15 protein-coding genes and 1 tRNA gene are annotated in these 19386 nt (G+C 71.7%); 9 read left to right on the forward strand and 7 right to left on the reverse strand.

What is annotated here, in order from left to right:
* Positions 1-33: 33 nt before the first annotated feature.
* Complete coding sequence (locus AB0C02_RS06295; RefSeq protein WP_357541725.1) at positions 34-579, reverse strand: TetR family transcriptional regulator; 546 nt, start codon at positions 577-579, stop codon at positions 34-36.
* Positions 580-1072: 493 nt separating this feature from the next.
* Between AB0C02_RS06295 and AB0C02_RS06300 the strand changes: the two genes are divergently transcribed.
* Positions 1073-2035 carry an ATP-dependent DNA ligase gene (locus AB0C02_RS06300; RefSeq protein WP_357541727.1) on the forward strand — a complete coding sequence of 321 codons (963 nt, stop codon included), beginning with the start codon at positions 1073-1075 and terminating at the stop codon, positions 2033-2035.
* Positions 2036-2265: 230 nt separating this feature from the next.
* Positions 2266-3213 (forward strand): LysR family transcriptional regulator, encoded by a 948-nt coding sequence (locus tag AB0C02_RS06305; protein ID WP_357541729.1) that lies wholly within the window; start codon positions 2266-2268, stop codon positions 3211-3213.
* A 161-nt stretch (positions 3214-3374) separates the two neighbouring features.
* Here the strand turns inward: AB0C02_RS06305 and AB0C02_RS06310 are convergent, their stop codons facing one another.
* From AB0C02_RS06310 to AB0C02_RS06335, 6 genes are all read right to left on the reverse strand, one after another.
* On the reverse strand, positions 3375-3797 hold the full coding sequence (locus tag AB0C02_RS06310; RefSeq protein WP_357541731.1) for an RICIN domain-containing protein: 423 nt from the start codon (positions 3795-3797) through the stop codon (positions 3375-3377).
* A gap of 325 nt (positions 3798-4122) precedes the next feature.
* Positions 4123-4713: a hypothetical protein gene (locus AB0C02_RS06315; RefSeq protein WP_357541733.1), complete on the reverse strand. Its 591-nt coding sequence runs from the start codon at positions 4711-4713 to the stop codon at positions 4123-4125.
* Positions 4714-5025: 312 nt separating this feature from the next.
* Positions 5026-5097: transfer RNA gene (locus tag AB0C02_RS06320), tRNA-Arg, on the reverse strand.
* A 162-nt stretch (positions 5098-5259) separates the two neighbouring features.
* Positions 5260-5955 (reverse strand): winged helix-turn-helix domain-containing protein, encoded by a 696-nt coding sequence (locus AB0C02_RS06325; protein WP_357541838.1) that lies wholly within the window; start codon positions 5953-5955, stop codon positions 5260-5262.
* Between the two features lie 187 nt (positions 5956-6142).
* Complete coding sequence (locus tag AB0C02_RS06330; protein WP_357541735.1) at positions 6143-6811, reverse strand: DUF305 domain-containing protein; 669 nt, start codon at positions 6809-6811, stop codon at positions 6143-6145.
* A 10-nt stretch (positions 6812-6821) separates the two neighbouring features.
* A complete protein-coding gene (locus AB0C02_RS06335) occupies positions 6822-7646 on the reverse strand; it encodes a DUF3105 domain-containing protein (protein ID WP_357541737.1) in 825 nt (274 codons plus the stop codon).
* Positions 7647-7743: 97 nt separating this feature from the next.
* On the opposite strand from AB0C02_RS06335, the gene argS reads away from it, so the two are divergent.
* The 7 genes from argS (at position 7744) to thrB (ending at position 19106) form a co-directional block, all read left to right on the forward strand.
* Complete coding sequence (argS, locus tag AB0C02_RS06340; protein WP_357541739.1) at positions 7744-9408, forward strand: arginine--tRNA ligase; 1665 nt, start codon at positions 7744-7746, stop codon at positions 9406-9408.
* A gap of 6 nt (positions 9409-9414) precedes the next feature.
* The gene (lysA, locus tag AB0C02_RS06345; protein WP_357541741.1) at positions 9415-10800 is read left to right on the forward strand and encodes a diaminopimelate decarboxylase; all 1386 of its coding nucleotides are present in this window, start codon (positions 9415-9417) and stop codon (positions 10798-10800) included.
* Positions 10797-12122, forward strand: coding sequence for a homoserine dehydrogenase (locus tag AB0C02_RS06350; protein ID WP_357541743.1), 1326 nt, complete (start codon positions 10797-10799; stop codon positions 12120-12122). The genes lysA and AB0C02_RS06350 overlap by 4 nt, the downstream gene beginning before the upstream one ends.
* A gap of 115 nt (positions 12123-12237) precedes the next feature.
* Positions 12238-13287, forward strand: a complete 1050-nt coding sequence (gene thrC / locus AB0C02_RS06355) for a threonine synthase (protein ID WP_357541745.1) — start codon at positions 12238-12240, stop codon at positions 13285-13287.
* 175 nt (positions 13288-13462) lie between these two features.
* A complete protein-coding gene (locus AB0C02_RS06360) occupies positions 13463-16717 on the forward strand; it encodes an efflux RND transporter permease subunit (RefSeq protein ID WP_357541748.1) in 3255 nt (1084 codons plus the stop codon).
* 123 nt (positions 16718-16840) lie between these two features.
* A complete protein-coding gene (locus AB0C02_RS06365) occupies positions 16841-18091 on the forward strand; it encodes an MFS transporter (RefSeq protein ID WP_357541750.1) in 1251 nt (416 codons plus the stop codon).
* 76 nt (positions 18092-18167) lie between these two features.
* Complete coding sequence (gene thrB, locus AB0C02_RS06370) at positions 18168-19106, forward strand: homoserine kinase (protein WP_357541840.1); 939 nt, start codon at positions 18168-18170, stop codon at positions 19104-19106.
* Positions 19107-19386: the final 280 nt, after the last annotated feature.

Genomic DNA, 19386 nt, shown 5'->3' on the forward strand with positions numbered 1-19386 from the left:
AGCTTCCTTTGTCCTCAGGGTCGCAAACTGGGATCAGGTGGTGGGTTCGAGGGCCCGCCGGACTACGGCCAGCAACGCGGGCCGCAGTTCCTCGTCGGGGATGTCGATGAACTCGGCGCAGGTTTCGGCGATCCCGGCCAGCACGACCAGCGCGGCGATCCGTGCGGACGGACGGTCCGAGTGGCCGGCGAACGCCCCGATGAGCCGTTCGGAGATCTGTTGGATGTGCGCGAAGGCGGGCTGCTGGAGCAGGTCGGGAAACTCGCCGCGGAGCAGCGCGATCTCCCGGCGGAAACGCACCGCCAGGTCGACGAAGCCCTCGGCGGCGACCCGCTGCGCGTCGGCGCCGGCGTGCCCGGCGATCCGTGCGTCGAGCGCCTCGAGCACCGCGATGGCGGGTGCCATCAGCTCGGTGAGCAGGGCTTCCTTGTTGGCGAAGTGGTAGAGCACGGTTGCCTTGGAACAGCCCACCTCGCCGGCGATGTCCTGTAGCGAGGTGCCCTTGTAGCCGGTGACGGCGAAGCGCCGCGCCGCGGCGGCGAGGATCTCGTCGTGGGTCTCCGGAACTGACCGTGCCATGCCCTCCAGCATGCCTGACCGATCGGTCAGCACCTGACCGATCGGTCAGACTGGTGGCGTGGTCTTCGCCACAGCGGTCACTCGGCGCGGCCCGCGCCGGGACCTGCGCACGGCCGGCGTGGACCAGGTCGCGGCCCGCGCCGGCCGCAGCCGCGTCTGCGCCCGCAGTGCCGGCCGAGGAGTCCGCCACGCGGGTGCTGGCCGCGCCCCGGGACGGTACCGCCGGGCTCGGGGATCGGGGCACCACCTCCGCCCGCCCCCGGGCGAGCTCTCCTCGGCTCGCTACGAACCTGAGGTCGTAAACGAATCGGTGGCTCGGTCGTCCGCCGACGCGGCGCCCGTGAATCGCTTACGACATCAGGTCCACAGTGTGTGCGGACCTGGGTCGTTCCCGGCCGGATCGCCGGCGCGCCGCTCGGGGTCCGGTTCGGGCGGCACCGAGAGACCGGGTGTCGGGGTTGCCGAGGCGTCCCCGGACCGGGAAGGTGAACGGATGGGCGCCGCTGACGAGACCCGAGCCGGGGTGTCGCTGACCAACCTGGACCAGCCGCTGTTCGACGGGGCCGGGGCGACCAAGCGCGACCTGGTCGACTACCTGGACGTCGTCCACGAACGGATCCTGCCGGGGCTACGTGACCGGCCGCTGTCGGTGCTCCGGGTGCGGCCCGGGCAGGACCCGTTCATGCAGAAGAACGTGCCGAAGTACACCCCGGACTGGGTACGCCGTACCTCGGTCTGGGCGGAGGCGTCCCGCCGGCGGATCTCGTACGCCCTCTGCGACGACCGGCGGACCCTGCTCTGGTTCGCCAACCAGCGGGCGGTGGAGTACCACCCGACGCTGGGTCTGGCCGGCCGTCCGGAGCACCCCACTCACCTGGTGCTCGACCTGGACCCGCCGCCGGGGGACTCGTTCGGCCTGGCCGTCCGGGCCGCGCTGCTGGTCCGGGAGGCGCTCGCCGACGCCGGGCTGGCCGGGGCGGTGAAGACCAGCGGCGCCAAGGGGGTGCACGTGATCGTGCCGGTGGCCGCCGGGACCACCGCCGAGGAGGCCGCCGCCGCGACCCGGGCCGTCGCCGTCCACGCCGAGCGGCTCGACCCGGCGCTGGCCACCACCGCGTTCATCGTCGAGGACCGGGGCGGACGGGTCTTCGTCGACTCGACCCGGGCGTACGGGGCGACGGTGGTGGCGGCTTACAGCCCCCGGGTGCGCCCCGGGGCGCCGGTGTCGTACCCGGTCGGCTGGGAGGATCTGGAGTCGGTGACGCCCGCCGACTTCACGGTGCGGACGGTGCCGGCGCTGGTTGCCGAGCGGGACCCCTGGGCGGCGGCGCTACCCGAGCCGCAGCGGCTCCCGGCCGATCTGGTCGCCGAGGGGCGGACCATCCCGGTGGCCCGGGTGCAGGCGATGCACGAGGGCAAGCGCCGCGCGAAGGCCCGCCGCGAGGCCGCCGGCTGACCCGGACATGCGAAGAAGCCCGAGCCGGCGGCCCGGGCTTCTGGTGTCCGTGCCGCGTCGCGCTGCCCCCCGATCATGGGAGCCAGTTGAAGTGGCTCCCGAGCAGCGCTACGGCGCCTGTCGTACCTGTGGTGCAGGTTGCCTGACTGCCTACCAATCCTGGCCGGTGAAGCGTTTGCCGTACAGCGATCGGCGAGTCGCCCTTGGGCCGCATTGATAACCTGCTCTTTATGGTTGACGGCGACACCAGTGGGCGGCGGCCAGCTCGGACCCGCCCCGCCTCCCACGAGCCCAGCGTTCATCAGCTACGGCTGTTTCTGGTGTTGGCCGAAGAGCTGCACTTTGGCCGCGCAGCAAAGCGCCTGTTCCTGACGCAGCCCGCACTCAGCCAGCAGATCCGCGCGCTGGAGGACCGGCTGGGCGTTGACCTGGTACGACGCTCCTCCCGCCAGGCGGATCTCACCGAGGCCGGTCGCTCTCTGGTGCCCGAAGCGCGCGATCTCGTCGCTGCCATGGACCGTCTTCGAGGGGTCGCCGCCACCTTTTCCCGGCAGGTGCGGGGCCACTTGAAAATCGGAGCCATCGGCGGCGAGGCCTTCATGCCCTACGCGACCGCCATCCTCGCCGAGCTGTCCACCCGACATCCTGGGATCACCGTCGAGATCTGCTCCGTCAACTTCGTCGAGCAGGTCTTCGCCCTGCCCCGCGGAGAGGTCGACGCCGCGTTCCTGCGGCCCCCGCTGCCGCCCGGCTTGCGAAGCCTGCACCTGGCGACGGAGCCGCGCGTCGCCTGCCTGCCCGCCGACGACCCGCTGGTGGGTCAGGCGCCGCTGACCCTGGCCCAACTGTCCGACCGCGTGGTGGTCGACGTCCCCATCCCAGAGCTGCGAGAGTGGTGGGACTACTGGACGGTCAACCCCCGCCCCGACGGCAGCGTCGTACGTTACGGTCCCGTGGTCGGGGACATGGATGCGCTGCTGTCGGCCGTTGCCCGCGGCCAAGCCATCGCATTCCTGCCCGCCGAGGCCCGTCACGACTACTCTCGCCGTGGCGTCGCCTATGTCGACGTCACGGATCTACCTCTCTCCACAGCGGCTTTGGCCTGGCTGCCTCAGCACCGGGACAACCCCGCCCTCACCGCCCTGCTCCAGGTGGCACAGTGGGTTGCCGCGCGGTGAACCCCCAAGTATTCGGCACGGAAGCCGCCAAGGGCCACTGACGGCCGGAGCCACACGATGAAGGCCGCTGACCGGGTTTCCCTGGTCAGCGGCGTTCTCGTGCTGATTCCACTAGGCCGGTGAAGGAGAGGCGGAACCGAAACAGCTCAGTGAGTCGACTTCTATGGGTAGATGTTCCAGCGCTGGTTCCAGTTGCCGCTGCTGCAGCTCCAGACCTGCAGTGGCGCCCCGTTGCCGTAGCTGGCGTCCCGGACATCGAGACAACGGCCGTCAGCGCCATTCTTCAACAGGACCCACTTGCTGGTGCCGACCGTGACCGGCCACCAGGCCTGGTTCGTCAATCCGTTGCAGTCGTAAATCTGCACGACGTTGCCGTTTCCGAGCCCCAAATCAGCCCGGCGGTCGAGGCACTTGGGGTTGCTAGAAACCTTGCTGCGGATCTCGTAACCCCAATTGCCGTTCCCGTCTTGCCACTTCCCCCACAAGAACCACTGTTGGTTCAGGGGGTACGCCCCGCTGGGGTGTGCCCACAGCTGCACCGGAGTCATGTTGGCCGCCGACCCGTTCTTCACGTCCAGCACCATCGTGGCACTTCCGCCGTTCGCAGGCTTGAGCACGCTGATGAAGTCGACAGCCCACCCCGGCTCGGCCTAGGCCGCCGGCGGGGCGATCGCCACGGCGAGTACCACCGCCGCGCAGGTTGCCACCTGCGCCGCGAAGGCCTTCTTGATACGCATCAAATCTCCTTCGGTACGTCCATCCCGAGGGCCCGCCCGGGGTCGGACACGTGACTATGACTGCCCACCAATCCTGGCCAGAGAAGCGTTTGCCGTACCGCGATCGACGAGTCGCTGTTGGGCTCTGCTCGCCGAAGAGGTGCACTTCGGGCGGCGCCTTATGCGGGATCGGTCACGACCACTGCGTCGGCCATTCACCCATGATGTTGCGCACCTTGTAGTGCCACATCTTGTCCGGGCCGTACACCCGGACCGCCACGCCGCTGCCGCTGTCGAGGTGGTAGCAGTGGACGCCCATGCCGTCGGCGATAAGGCCGCCGATGTCGTTCTGGAAGCCCGTCCAGTCCCCGGCCGGCGTCTTTTGCCGGATGTGGTTGACGTCCTTCCCCTTGGCCTTGACGAAGATCTCCAGCGTCCCGGCCGGGTTGCGCAGCCCGCAGAAGCTGTCGTAGATCAGTCCGCCCAGTGACTGGGGCGCCGACCATGTGTCGTTGGCGTTATACCACTGGTGGTACAGCGCGCCGGGATTCGTGTACGTGGTGGCGGTGCCGATCCAGAACAGCTCGACCCTGCCGTTCTGGTTGTACAGGGCGAGGGTGTGGCCCGGGTCCACCGTGTAGGGGGTGTAGCCGGCGTCGGTGACCCAGTACGGGGCGTCCTTGCCCGGGGTGCCGGTGCCTGCCTGTGCCGCGGCGGCGGGCGTCAGCAGCCCGACGAGCGCGGCTGCGGTGGCGATGGCTGCGAACCTCCGGAGCAGTCGCAAGTTTGTTCCCTCCCTGATCCGCTGTGGTGCAGGTTGCCTGACTGCCCACCAATCCTGACCAGAGAAGCGTTTGCCGCATAGCGTTCGGCGAATCGTCCTTGGGCGATATTGATAACCTGCTACTTATCGTCGGGGACGACACCGGTAGGCGGCGGTCAGATCGGACCGGCCCGCCACCACGAGCTGAGGCTGTGCCGAACATCGGCACGCATTTTGCACAGACGCCCGCCGAGGGCCGCTGCATGGCCGGACACACAATGAAGGCCGCCAACCGGGTTTCCCTGGTCAGCGGCCTTCATTGTGCTGCTTCTGTGCCCCCGGCAGGATTCGAACCTGCGCCCCCGCCTCCGGAGGGCGGTGCTCTATCCCCTGAGCTACGGGGGCTCAGCGACCTGAGTAGAGTAGCAAACCCCCTCCCGGATCACCCAATCGACACCCCCGCGCGTCGCCCGCCTCCGCCGCTTGCCGCTGATCATGAGGTTGACGGCGACCGGGGAGATCATCATCGCCGCCAACCTCATGATCGCCGGATAGTGCGGTCGGGGGTCAGGCGGCGGCTAGGGGGCGGCCGCAGCTGGGGAGTGGGTGCAGGACGATGCGCCGGGGGAGGCGGCGCGGCCACTCGTTGCGCGGCCACGAGCCGTCGACGATCAGGTGCACCGTGCGCTCCTCGACGCCGCTGAGCCGCAGCACGAAGTCGCGGGGGAGCGGCGGGTCCACCGAGGGTGTGGTGATCATGAAACGCACCCGGCCCCGGGACGAGACCGCCGAGATCACGTCGGCCGCCGGCATGGTGCCGCGCAGGCGGACCCGACCGATCCAGTAGACCTCCGCGGCATGCTCCTGAGCGGCCCGGGTGATCGACGGGTACTCGCCGCGCACCCAGTGCTCGACCGCGCTCACGCACAGCCCGCAGGCTCGCTCTCGGGGCTCCCGCGGACCCAACCCCCAGGCCCGCAGGTACGCCCCGACCATGCCGGCGTCCATCGCCAGGCCGAACCGGCGCTGGATGAGGGTGGTCAGGCTCTGTCGCGTCCAGAGCTCCTCGTCCAGGCCGAACTCGTCGGGGTGGACGCCCCGCAACACGTCGATCAGTTCGAGTTCCTGTTCACGGCTGAGCGCTCCCGACTCGCCCGGCCGCTGTCCGCGACGGACGGCTGCGACCGCCCCGTCACCGCCGATGGTGTGGCGTCGGCACCAGCTGGTCACCGACCGCCCTGCGTCTCTGAGTGCAACCCCCACGTCCTGCGCAACGAGCCCGAATCGCAACTGGTCACGATATGTATGGAGAAAAGTCGCCAAGCAGTGCAATGGGTCGTATGCCCGTAAAGGCGTCATAAGCTGGCATAGCGGACAGGACGCGGCCCGGGCATGCGGAGGGGCCCGCGTCGGGTGACGCGGGCCCCTCGAAAGCAGGTGCTACGCCGCCTCAGCCGCCCAGTCGCTTGAGCGCGGCGTTGAGGTTGGCCAGGTCGGTCTGCTGGGTGTTCTTCATGGTCTGCGCGACCGCCAGCACGTCCTTGTCGTGCCCCTCGTCGAGGACCCCCTGGATCATGTGGACCCCGCCGAGGTGGTGCTGGATCATCAGCCGGAGGAAGAGCAGGTCGAACTCGCGCCCCGTCGTGGCCCGCAGCTGCTTCATCTCCTCCGGCGTGGCCATCCCCGGCATCAGGCCCTCCTTGACCAGGCCCGCGCCGTCCGACATCCAGGCCATCGGCGGATCGTCGCCGGTCGGCCCCAGCTTCCACAGCCGCAGCCAGGTCTGCATGGTGCCGATCTCGCCCTGCTGGCCGGTGGCGATGTCGCCGCCGATCTGGCGTACCTCGGAGTCCTGGCCCTGCTGGAAGGCCAACAGCCCCATCTCCACCGCCTGGGCGTGGTGGGTGGTCATGTCCCGGGCGAAGCCGGCCTCCACCGAGTGCTCGCCGGGGCGGGTGAAGGTCGGGGTGAGCAGGCCGCCCGCGTACCCGAGCAGCAGGCCGACCACGACGGCGGCGGCCAGGGCGAGGGTGCCGAAGCGGTGCCCTGCCCGCCGGCCACCGTCATCGGTGGCCGGAACCTCGTCCAGGTCGGTGTCCGTCGTCACGGGAGCGGTCATCACGTCGTCCTTACTGCTGGACCGGTTCGTCCATCTGGTTGCCCGCGTCGCGGGGGGTGGTGCCGGTGGCGGTGATGCCCTGGCCGCAGTTGGCGTTCGGGCCCTCGACGGAGGCGTTCACCCGCAGCACCTTGATGAACTCGTCGATCCGGCTGTCGTCGGCGTTGTCGACCTTGAGCTGGAAGCCCCAGGCCTGCAGCGAGATGGGCTTGTCCAGCCCTTCGAACGGGCTCAGCATCAGCTTCTCCTTGCCCTGCACCCGGGCCTTGAGCTTCGCCACCTGGTCGGCCGGCAGGTCCGGGCGGTAGGTGATCCAGACGGTGCCGTGCTCCAGGCTGTGCACCGCGTGCTCGTTGGCGATCGGGGCGTCGTAGACGTCGCCCATGCAATTCTGCCAGGACGGATTGTGCGGGCCGGCCACCGGCGGAAGGACGTCGTACGTGATCGAGCCCTGCTGGTGCTTGCCGCCGACGACGAGGTCCTTGTCCTTCTTGTAGAAGTCGACGACGCCCTTGATCGAGTCGGCCCGCTTCTGCCACGGCTGGGACCCCTGAACGGCGGCGTACGCGCCGTAGCCGATGATGCCGGCGGCGAGCACGCCGACCGCGACGAAGAGCGCGATCGGACCCCACGGCCGGCCCTGGCTCACCTTCACCGGCGCGATGGGCTTGCGGCCCTTGCCGCCGGCGCCGGCGCTCGGCCTCGGGCCCTTGGCGGCCGCCGTCTTGCCGTCGGCGGGCTTGTCGCCGGCGGCCGGTCGGCCGGCTGCCGGCTTCTTGCCGGTGCTGACCACGGTCGGGCGGCGCTCCGGGCCGCCCGGGGTGCTGATGCTCATCGTGCCTCGTCAGGTCGGTCGGTCAGGGGTGCCGCGGCCAGGTTCATATGCTGGTTGCTGCCGCGGTGCCCGAGTCTAACCCCGATACCATGGATCGGTGACTCCCGCAGAACTCGCCGAGGTCGTCCTCTCCGCAGCCCACGCCGTCTTCGCCGACCGGGGCCTGGACCGCTCCGCGCTGCCCGCGCAGACCACCGTCGAGCGACCCCGTAATCCCGAGCACGGCGACTACGCCTCGACGCTGGCGCTGCAGCTCAGCAAGAAGGTGGGCGTACCCCCGCGGGAGCTGGCCGTGGCCCTGGCCGAGCAGCTCGGGCGGGCGCCGGGGATCAAGTCGGTGGAGATCGCTGGCCCGGGCTTCCTGAACATCCGGCTCGACGCGGCCGCCGCCGGCCAGCTCGCCAAGGTCATCGTCGAGGCCGGTCCGGAGTACGGCCGCAGCGACACCCTCGCCGGGCAGAAGATCAACCTGGAGTTCGTCTCGGCGAACCCGACCGGGCCGGTGCACATCGGTGGGGTCCGCTGGGCGGCCGTCGGTGACGCGCTCAGCCGGCTGCTTCGCGCCACCGGCGCCGAGGTCGGCACGGAATACTACTTCAACGACGCCGGCTCGCAGATCGACCGGTTCGCCCGCTCGCTGCTGGCCGCCGCCAAGGGCGAGCCGGCCCCCGAGGACGGCTACGGCGGCGCGTACATCGCGGAGATCGCGACCGAGGTGGTCCTGCGCCGGCCGGAGGTGCGCCAGCTGGACGACGCCGCCGCCCAGGAGGTGTTCCGGGTCGAGGGCGTCGAGCTGATGTTCGCCGAGATCAAGTCGTCGCTGCGCGACTTCGGCGTGGAGTTCGACACCTACTTCAACGAGAAGGACCTGCACGCCCGCGGCGAGCTGGACCAGGCCCTCGCGCGGCTGCGCGAGCAGGGGCACATCTTCGAGTCCGAGGGCGCGACCTGGCTGCGCACCACCGACTTCGGCGACGACAAGGACCGGGTGCTGCGCAAGTCCAACGGCGAGTGGACCTACTTCGCCGCCGACTGCGCGTACTACCTCGACAAGCGCGAGCGCGGCTTCGAGCGCGTGGTGATCATGCTGGGCGCCGACCATCACGGCTACATCGGCCGGATGAAGGCGATGGCCGCCTGCTTCGGCGACGACCCGGAGCGCAACCTGGAAATCCTCATCGGCCAGCTGGTCAACCTGGTCCGCGACGGCGCCCCGGTGCGGATGAGCAAGCGGGCCGGCACCGTGGTCACCCTGGAGGACCTGGTCGACGCGATCGGCGTGGACGCCTCCCGCTACGCGCTGGCCCGCTACTCCAGCGACTCCCCGATCGACATCGACGTGGAGCTGTGGACCCGGGCCACCCGCGACAACCCGGTCTACTACGTGCAGTACGTCGCCGCCCGCACCGCCAGCGTCGGGCGCAACGCCGCCGACGCCGGGCTGACCCGGGGCGACGCCGCCGATTTCCACGCCGAACTGCTCTCCCACGACAAGGAGAACGAGCTGCTCAAGGCGCTCGCCGAGTTCCCCGCCGTGGTCTCCTCGGCGGCCGAGCTGCGCGGGCCGCACCTGGTCGCCCGCTATCTGGAGCGGCTGGCCGGTGCGTACCACCGGTTCTACGACAACTGCCGGATCCTGCCGCGCGGCGACGAGGAGGTCACCGACCTGCACCGGGCCCGGCTCTGGCTCAACGACGCGACGCGGGTGGTCATCGCCAACGGCCTGCACCTGCTCGGCGTCTCCGCCCCGGAAAGGATGTAGCGCCCGATGCGTGCGCACGAGGCCGGTGCTCTGCACGGCGAGATCGGCCACCGGGGGCCCGCCTGGCTGCGTACCCCGGTCGACGTCAACGCTCTGGTGCCGCAGCTGTGGCCGCGGCACGTGACGCGCGCCGCCGACGGCGCGTTGGAGGTCGCGGGCCTGGGCGTCCGCGACCTGGCCGCCGAGTTCGGCACCCCGGCGTACGTGCTGGACGAGGACGACCTGCGCGCCCGCTGCCGCGAGTTCCGGGCCGCCTTCCCGGACGCCGACGTCTACTACGCCGGCAAGGCGTTCCTCTGCCGCGCGGTGGTTCGCATGATCGCCGAGGAGGGCCTGTTCCTCGACGTCTGCACCGGCGGCGAGCTGGCCACCGCGCTGTCGGCGGGGATGGAGCCTGCGCGGATCGGCTTCCACGGCAACAACAAGTCGGTGGCCGAGCTGACCCGGGCGGTCGACGTCGGGGTGGGCCGGATCATCGTCGACTCGTTCGCCGAGATCGACCGGCTCACGGCGCTCGCCCGCGAGCGCGGGGTCCGCCCCCGGGTGCTGGTCCGGGTCACCGTCGGCGTGGAGGCGCACACCCACGAGTTCATCGCCACCGCGCACGAGGACCAGAAGTTCGGCTTCTCCCTCGCCGGCGGGGCGGCCGCGGCGGCGGCCTTCAAGATCCTCGACGAGGGCGTGCTGGAGCTGCGCGGGCTGCACTCGCACATCGGCTCGCAGATCTTCGACGCCAGCGGCTTCGAGGTCTCCGCCCGCAGGGTGCTCGGCCTGCAGGCGCAGATCCGCGACGCGCGCGGGGTGGAGCTGCCCGAGCTGGACCTGGGCGGTGGGTTCGGCATCGCGTACACCACGCAGGACGACCCGGCCGCGCCGCACGAGCTGGCCAAGCGGCTGCGCAAGATCGTCGACGGGGAGTGTGCCGTCGAGAAGCTTGCCGTGCCGCACCTGTCCATCGAGCCGGGGCGGGCCATCGTCGGCCCCACCGTGTTCACCCTCTACGAGGTCGGCACGGTCAAAGACGTCGATGGCCTGCGGACGTACGTCAGCGTCGACGGTGGGATGAGCGACAACATCCGCACCGCGCTCTACGACGCGTCGTACTCGGCGACGGTGGCCAACCGGGCCTCGACGGCGGAGCCGCTGCTCGCCCGCGTGGTGGGAAAGCATTGTGAGTCCGGGGACATCGTGGTGAAGGATGAATTCCTGCCCGCTGACGTGCAGCCCGGAGATCTTGTCGCGGTGCCCGGCACCGGGGCGTACTGCCGGAGCATGGCCAGCAACTACAACCACGTCCCACGGCCCCCGGTCGTCGCCGTCCGCGACGGTCGGGCCCGGCTGATCGTCCGCCGGGAGACCGAAGCGGACCTGCTCGCATTGGATGTCGGATGACCTCACCCGTTCGCTTGGCGCTGCTCGGCTGCGGCACGGTCGGCAGCGATGTGGTGCGGCTGCTGCACGAGCAGTCGGCCGACCTCGCCGCCCGGATCGGCGCACCGCTGGAGATCGCCGGGATCGCCGTACGCCGGCTCGGCCGCGACCGCGGCGACCTGCCGGTCGACCCGGCCCTGTTCACCACCGACCCGCTCGGGCTGATCAAGCGGGACGACGTGGACGTCGTGGTGGAGGTGGTCGGCGGCATCGAGCCGGCCCGCGGCTGGCTGGTCGAGGCGCTGCGCGCGGGCAAGAGCGTGGTCACCGCCAACAAGGCGCTGCTCGCCGAGGACGGCGCGACGCTGCACGACGCCGCCGCCGAGGGCGGCGCCGACCTCTACTACGAGGCGAGCGTCGCCGGGGCCATCCCACTGCTGCGCCCGCTGCGCGAGTCGCTGCACGGCGACCGGATCAACCGGGTCACCGGCATCGTCAACGGCACCACCAACTTCATCCTCTCCGCGATGGACGCCACCGGTGCCGGCTTCGCCGAGGCCCTGGAGGAGGCCACCGAGCTGGGATACGCGGAGGCCGACCCGACGGCCGACGTGGAGGGCTTCGACGCGGCCGCCAAGGCCGCCATCCTCGCCTCCCTGGCGTTCCACACCCGGGTCACCGCCGCCGACGTGTACCGCGAGGGCATTACCGAGGTGACTGCGGCCGACGTGGCCAGCGCCAAGGCGATGGGCTGCACCATCAAGCTGCTCTGCATCGCCGCCCGGGGCGTCGACGCGACGGGCCGCGAGACGGTCAGCGTGCGGGTGCACCCGGCGATGATCCCGCGAACCCACCCCCTGGCCAGCGTCGGCGACGCGTTCAACGCGGTCTTCGTCGAGGCAGAGGCGGCCGGGCAGCTCATGTTCTACGGCCGGGGCGCGGGTGGCGCGCCGACCGCCAGCGCGGTGCTCGGTGACGTGGTGGCGGTGGCCCGCAACCGTCTCGCCGGGGTGCACGCGGCCAGCGAGTCGGCGTACGCGGACCTGTCGGTGCGACCGATGGGGGAGGCGCTCACCCGTTACCACATCAGCCTGGACGTAGCCGACCGGCCGGGCGTGCTGGCGGCGGTGGCCGGGGTCTTCGCCCGGCACGAGGTCTCCATCGCCACCGTGCGGCAGGGCCCGGCGAACGGTGGCCCGGCCGGCCGGGGCGAGGACGCCGAGTTGGTCATCGTCACCCACGTGGCGCCGGATGCCGCGCTCGCGGCCACCGTCCGGGAGCTGCGCGGGCTGGCTATCGTCCGCTCGGTGACCAGTGTGCTGCGGGTCGAGGGCGAGGCGTAGCCGGGCGTCCCGCCTGGTGGTTGAGAAAGAGCGTGCCGGCGGCCGGTCCGAGCGGTCGGCCCATCCTGGTAGGGGCCCTGACGTGAGGCGGGGCGGTCAAGGCGAGGAGAGCGACATGTGGCGGGGCCTGATCGAGACGTACCGGGACCGGCTGCCGGTGACCGAGGCCACCCCGGTGATCACGCTGCACGAGGGGAACACCCCGCTGCTACCGGCGCCGGTGCTCTCCGCCCGGCTCGGCGCGGACGTGTGGCTGAAGGTGGAGGGGGCCAACCCGACCGGTTCGTTCAAGGACCGGGGCATGACGGTCGCCGTATCCAAGGCCGTCGAGGCCGGTGACAAGGCGATCATCTGCGCCTCCACCGGCAACACCAGCGCCTCCGCCGCCGCGTACGCGGCCCGCGCCGGGATCGCCTGCGCGGTGCTGGTGCCGCAGGGCAAGATCGCGCTGGGCAAACTGGCCCAGGCGCTGGTGCACGGCGCCAAGCTGCTGCAGGTGCAGGGCAACTTCGACGACTGCCTGGCGCTCGCCGGCAAGCTCGCGCAGGACTACCCGGTCGCCCTGGTCAACTCGGTCAACATCGACCGGCTGCACGGGCAGAAGACCGCCGCCTTCGAGATCGTTGAGGCGCTCGGGGACGCCCCCGACATCCACTGCCTGCCGGTCGGCAACGCCGGCAACGTGTCGGCGTACTGGATGGGCTACTCCGAGGACCTGCGCGCGGGCCGGGCCACGAAGGCCCCGAAGATGTACGGCTTCCAGGCGGCCGGCGCGGCTCCCCTGGTCAGCGGGCTGGCGGTGTTGGAGCCGTCCACCATCGCCACGGCCATCCGGATCGGCAACCCGGCGAGCTGGACCAAGGCGATCGACGCCCGGGACGCTTCGGGCGGTCTGATCGCGGCGGTCACCGACCGGGAGATCCTGGCGGCGTACCGCCTGCTGGCCCGCGAGGTGGGCGTCTTCGTCGAACTGGGCAGCGCGGCCAGCGTGGCCGGCCTCCTCCAGCAGGCCGACGCCGGCCAGGTGCCCGCCGGGGCCACGGTGGTCTGCACGGTCACCGGTCACGGCCTCAAGGACCCCGAGTGGGCCATCTCCACCGCCCCCGCCCCGGTGACCATCGCCAACGACCCCCTCTCCGCCGCCCGCTCCCTAGACCTGGCCTGACCCCCCACCCCCGTTGATCATGAGGTTGGCGGCGGGTGGGAACGCTCCCGCTGCCGCTGACCTCATGATCAACTGCTGGGGGCGGAGGGGTGGGTGGGTGCGGGGCGGGGAAGCGGGTGGGGGAGACTCTGTGGACACCCGTCGACCCCTTCATCCGGGAGTGTGAGTCACGCCGATGTCGCTGCTTGCCAGATTCAGCCTCGCCAACCGAGGGCTTGTCGCCCTCATCGCGCTGGTTACCGCGGCGTTCGGGGCGTTCGCCGTGCCGTCGCTGAAGCAGCAGCTCCTGCCGTCGCTGGAGTTCCCCGCCGCGTTCATCGTGGCGGCCTATCCGGGTGCCGCGCCGGAGATCGTCGAGTCCCAGGTAACCGAGCCGATCGAGAACAGCCTCCAGGGCATTCCGGGGCTGGAGAAGGTCACCTCCACCTCTCGTGAGGGCTCCACCACCGTCCAGGTGCAGTACGCGTTCGGCACCAACCTGGACGACGTGGTCAACAAGATGCAGGCTGCGCTGAGCCGCATCGGCGGGCAGCTGCCCGAAGGGGTCAACCCGCAGGTCATCGCCGGCAGCACCGACGACCTGCCCGTCGTGGTGGTCGCCGCGGCCGGCGGCGACGACGAGCAGGCCCTGGCGGAGAAGCTGCGCCGCGCCGTCGTACCCGAGCTTGAGGGCCTGGACGGGGTGCGCACCGTAGCGGTGACCGGCACCCGCGACCCGGTCGTGCTGATCACCCCCGACCCGGCGAAGCTGGCCGCGGCCCGGCTGGCCCCCACCGCGATCGGCCAGGCGCTGCGGACCAACGGTGTCGTGGTGCCGGCGGGCGCGGTGGCCGACGACGGCCGGTCGCTCCCGGTGCAGGTGGGCACCCCGATCCGGACCCTGGACGAGCTGCGCGACATCGTGCTCTCCACCGCCCCCGCCGCCCCGGTACGCCTCGGCGAGGTGGCCCAGGTGGAGCAGCAGCTCTCCCCGGCCACCGGCTTCACCCGGACCAACGGCAAGCCCAGCCTGGGCATCTCCGTCACCGCCACGCCGGACGGCAACGCGGTTCGCATCTCGCATGACATCCGGGACCGGCTCGACGCGCTGAAGGTCGCCTCCGGTGCGGAACTGACCGTGGTCTTCGACCAGGCGCCGTTCGTCGAGCGCTCCATCGAGAGCCTGACCACCGAGGGCCTGCTCGGCCTGCTGATGGCGGTCGTGGTGATCCTGGTCTTCCTGCTCTCGATCCGCTCCACCGTGGTCACCGCGGTCTCCATTCCGCTGTCGGTGCTGGTCGCGCTGATCGTGCTCTGGGCCGACGGTCACTCGCTCAACCTGCTCACCCTCGGCGCGCTGACCATCGCCGTCGGCCGGGTCGTCGACGACTCCATCGTGGTGCTGGAGAACATCAAGCGGCACCTGGAGTACGGCGAACCGCAGCGCGACGCCATCCTCGGCGCGGTCCGCGAGGTGGCCGGTGCGGTCACCGCCTCCACGCTCACCACGGTCGCCGTCTTCGCGCCGATCGCGCTGGTCGGCGGCTTCGTCGGGCAGATCTTCGCGCCGTTCGCGATCACCGTGACGGTGGCCCTGCTCGCCTCGCTGCTGGTGTCGCTGACCGTGATCCCGGTGCTCGCGTACTGGTTCCTCAAGCCGGGCCGCGGTGGCGCGGACGAGGCCGGGGCCCGGCGCGCCGCCGAGGAGCGGGAGCTGCGCAGCCGGTTGCAGCGGACGTACCTGCCGGTCATCGGCTTCGCCACCCGGTCCCGGGGCACCCGCTGGGCCACCGTGGGGCTGGGCCTGCTGCTGCTGCTCGGCACGTTCGGCCTGGCGCAGAAGCTGGACACCAACTTCCTGGACGACTCCGGCCAGGACACCCTGACCATCCGCCAGGAGCTGCCGGCGGGCACCGGGCTGGCCGCCACCGACCAGGCCGCCGCCCGGGTCGAGGAGGTGCTCCGGCGTACGCCGGGGGTGAAGACCTACCAGGTCACGGCCGGTGGTGGCAGCAATCCGTGGGCGGGCGGGGGTGGCGGCAACACCGCCTCCTTCTCGGTCGCGCTCAACAACGACACCGACGCCGCGGCAATCCGCCAGAGCCTGCGTACGGGGTTCGACGCGCTCGGCTCCGAGGTGGGCGAGCTGAGCTTCGGCGCCGGGCAGAGAGGTGGCTCCAGCAACCAGCTCGAGGTGGTCGTGCGGGCCGCCGACCCGGACACGCTGACCCGGGCCGCCGAGGCCGCCCGGAACGCGGTGGCCGGCACGCCGGGCGTCGAGGACGTCGCCACCAGCCTCGCCACCCGGGTGCCCCGGGTCGAGGTGACCGTGGACCGGGTCGCCGCGGCGAAGGCCGGGCTCACCGAGGCGGCCGTTGGGCAGCTCGTCGGGCAGGCGTACCGGGGGACCCCGGTGGGGCAGGTCACCCTGGACGGCACGGCGCAGAACGTGGTGCTCAACGCCGGGGCCCGGCCCCCGCTGACCATGGACGAGCTGCGGGCGATGCCGGTGGGCCCGGTCAAGCTGGGCGACATCGCCGCGGTCAACCAGGTCGAGGGCCCGCAGCAGGTGAGCCGGATCGACGGCGAGCGCAGCGTCTCGGTCACCGGCACGGCCACCGGCTCGGACCTCGGCACCACCACTCAGGAGCTGCAGAAGCGGCTGGACGCGCTGAACGTGCCGGGCGCGACGTTCAGCGTCGGCGGCGTGAGCGCCGACCAGAAGGACGCCTTCGCCGACCTGGGGCTGGCCGTGCTGGCCGCGATCGCGATCGTCTTCCTGATCATGGTCGGCACGTTCCGCAGCCTGACCCAGGCGCTGATCCTGCTGATCTCCGTACCGTTCGCGGCGACCGGCGCGATCGCGCTGCTGCTGGCCACCGGGACGCCGCTGGGCGTGCCGGCGCTGATCGGCGTGCTCATGCTGGTCGGCATCGTGGTGACGAACGCGATCGTGCTGCTCGACCTGATCAACCAGTACCGGGCACAGGGGATGGGCGTCGCCGAGGCGGTGGTCGAGGGTGGCCGCCGGCGGCTGCGGCCGATCCTGATGACTGCGGTCGCCACCGTGTTCGCCCTGCTGCCGATGGCGTTCGGGCTCACCGGCCAGGGCGGCTTCATCTCCCGACCGCTGGCGATCGTGGTGATCGGCGGCCTGATCAGCTCGACGCTGCTGACGCTGATCCTGGTGCCGACCCTCTACACGATGGTGGAGCGCACCAAGGAGTCGCTGCGGGAGCGCCGGATCCGCCGCCGGGGTACGCCGGAACCGGTGGCGCCACCGGCTTCGGAGCCGGTGCCGGTGACCGTCGGCGGCGGTGCCTCTCCGGCCGAGGCCACCGCGCCGTCGGTCCAGCCGGGCCCGTCGGCCGCGCTCCTCGACGGTACGGACCAGTTCGAGGTGCTGCGCCTGCCGAAGAGCCGCCGCTCCCCCCTGCCGCCCACCGACTGACCCGCCCCGCGCCGGGTGGCGTGGCCCGGCGTCGGGCTGCGTCGCCCGGCGCCGGGTCGTTTATGGCCGCCTCCCGGGCTGCGCCACGCCATCGTCGGGTGCCCGGCCCGGTAGGGTTCCGACGTGTCACCCACCCTCTCGGTCGTCGTCCGCAACCGTGACTTCCGCAATCTCTTCCTCGCCGAACTGGTGGTCTTCGGCGCGGACTGGTTCGTCATGGTGCCGCTGCTGGTGCTCTTGAAGGAGCTGACCGGCAGCGGGGTGTGGGGCGGGCTGGTGCTCGCCGTGGACACCGGCATCACGGCGCTGCTGCTGCCGTACGCCGGGACCATCGCCGACCGGGTCGACCGGCGGAAGATCATGATGGCGGCGAACCTGGCCGCCCTGGCCGGCATCCTGCTGCTGCTCGGGGTGGGGAGCGCCGGCACGGCGTGGCTCGCGCTGGTGTCGATCGGGGCCGTGGCGGTGGCGAAGGCGTTCTACTCGCCGGCGGCGCAGGCCGCCCTGCCCAATGTGCTCGACCCGGCGGACCTGGCTGCCGGCAATGCCGTCGCGGGCTCCGCCTGGGGCACGATGACCGTCGTCGGCGCGTCGCTCGGTGGCATGCTCGGCGCCGTCGCCGGCCCGTACGTCAGCTTCTGGGTGGCGGCGGGCGGTCTGGCCGTGGCCGCCGGCCTCGCCGCGCGGATCCGCCGGCCGTTGCAGGCGCCCCGCGACCCGGAGGTGGCGGCCCCGCGCACCTGGCCGGCGATCCTCGAGGCGCTGCGCTACATCGCGCACCGGCCGCGGGTGCTGGCACTGGTCACCGTCAAGTCGGCGGTCGGCCTCGGCAACGGTGTGCTCACCGTCTTTCCGTTGCTCGCCGCGGTGTACGGGGCGGGTTCCGTCGGCACCGGCCTGCTCTTCGCCTTCCGGGGCGCGGGCGCGCTGGTCGGCCCGATCCTGATGAGACGGGTGCTCACCAACCGGGCCTGGCTGCTCACCGGCCTCGCCCTGTCCATGTCCCTCTACGGCCTGGCCTACGTCGGCGCGTCGGTGGTGGGCTGGTTCCCGCTGGTGCTGGTGCTGGTCCTGCTGGCGCATCTCGGCGGCGGCAGCAACTGGGTGCTGTCCAACTACGCCCTGCAGGGCGAGGTGCCGGACCGGTTGCGGGGCCGGGTGTTCGCCACCGACATGATGCTGGCGACGCTGGCCATCTCGGTCAGCCAGCTCGTGGTGGCGCTGCTGGTGGACCAGGTGAACGAGCGGACCGTGCTGGCCGGCTGCGGCCTGGTCACCGTCGTCTACGCGGTGGGCTGGCGGCTCGCCACCCGGCGGCTCTCGCTCACCGACCCGGTGCCGGAGGCGCAGGCGGAGCCAACCCGTACGCCCTGACCGGTCCCACCGTTCCCACCTACCGCGGGCGGACCGGCGCGCTGTCGGTGTCGGGTCATAGCATGAGCCGGTGCCGATGACATTCGCCGCCGGTCCGATGCGGGTCCGGGTGCCCGCCACGAGCGCCAATCTTGGCCCCGGCTTCGACGCGCTCGGGTTGGCCCTGGGGCTGTACGACGACGTGGCGGCCGAGGTGACCGCCGGAGGCGTCCGGGTGACGGTGACCGGCGAGGGCGCCGGGGAGTTGCCGGAGGACGACCGGCACCTGGTGGTGACGTCCATGCGCGCCGCCTTCGACGTGCTCGGTGCGCAGCCGCCCGGGCTGGCCGTGGAGTGCGTCAACCGGATTCCGCAGGCCCGGGGCCTCGGTTCGTCCTCGGCGGCCATCGTCGCCGGGGTGCTGCTGGCCCGCGCGCTGGTCGACGACGGCGCGACGCGACTGGACGACGCCGCCGCACTCCGGCTGGCCGCCGAGATCGAGGGCCACCCGGACAACGTCGCGCCCTGCCTGCTCGGCGGCTTCACGGTCGCCTGGACGGAGCCCGCAGGGGCCCGCGCGGTCTCGCTGGCCGTCGCGGAGACCGTCCGCCCCACCGTCTTCGTGCCCGGCGAGCGGGGCCTGACCGCCACCGCCCGGGCCGCGTTGCCCGGCACCGTGCCGCACGCCGACGCGGCGCTGACCGCCGGTCGGGCGGCGCTGCTGGTGCACGCGCTGACCGCCGACCCGGCGCTGCTGCTGCCGGCCACCGTCGACCGGCTGCATCAGGACTACCGGGCCGAGGGGATGCCGGGGACGGCGGCCCTGGTCGGCGCACTGCGTGAGGCTGGTGTGGCCGCCGTGGTCAGTGGGGCGGGCCCCACCGTGCTGGCGTTGACCGAGGTACCCGTGGGATTCCCCGAGGGAACAGATTGGCAGCGCTGGGAGTTGCCGATAGATGTCAGCGGAGCCCGGGTTGCCCGGGGTAGACTTGGACACGCCGAGCGGGACCCTGTTGCCGCAGGTCGGAAGAGTTGATTACGCTCTAGACTCAGCACAGCCGCGAAGCATGCGATCTTCCTGCGGGGCGGCGTACCCCCGAAGCTCTCGGCGGTCAGCCCGTCACCCCTGCCAAAGGCCTACGCCGTACCGCAGTTTCCGCAGGTCGCCGCAGACGGCAAGGCCTGCTCACCGACGCTGGTGGGTCGGAAACCGACCGGCTGCTGTGTCACAGACTCCCGCGAAGCGTCCAAGCGAGGCGGGTGCACCGAGGCCGCCCGGCCACCTCGTTTCGACTCCGGGCAGTCCCGGCCTATCG

The sequence above is a fragment of the Micromonospora sp. NPDC048999 genome, assembly GCF_040649295.1.
Classification (GTDB): domain Bacteria; phylum Actinomycetota; class Actinomycetes; order Mycobacteriales; family Micromonosporaceae; genus Micromonospora.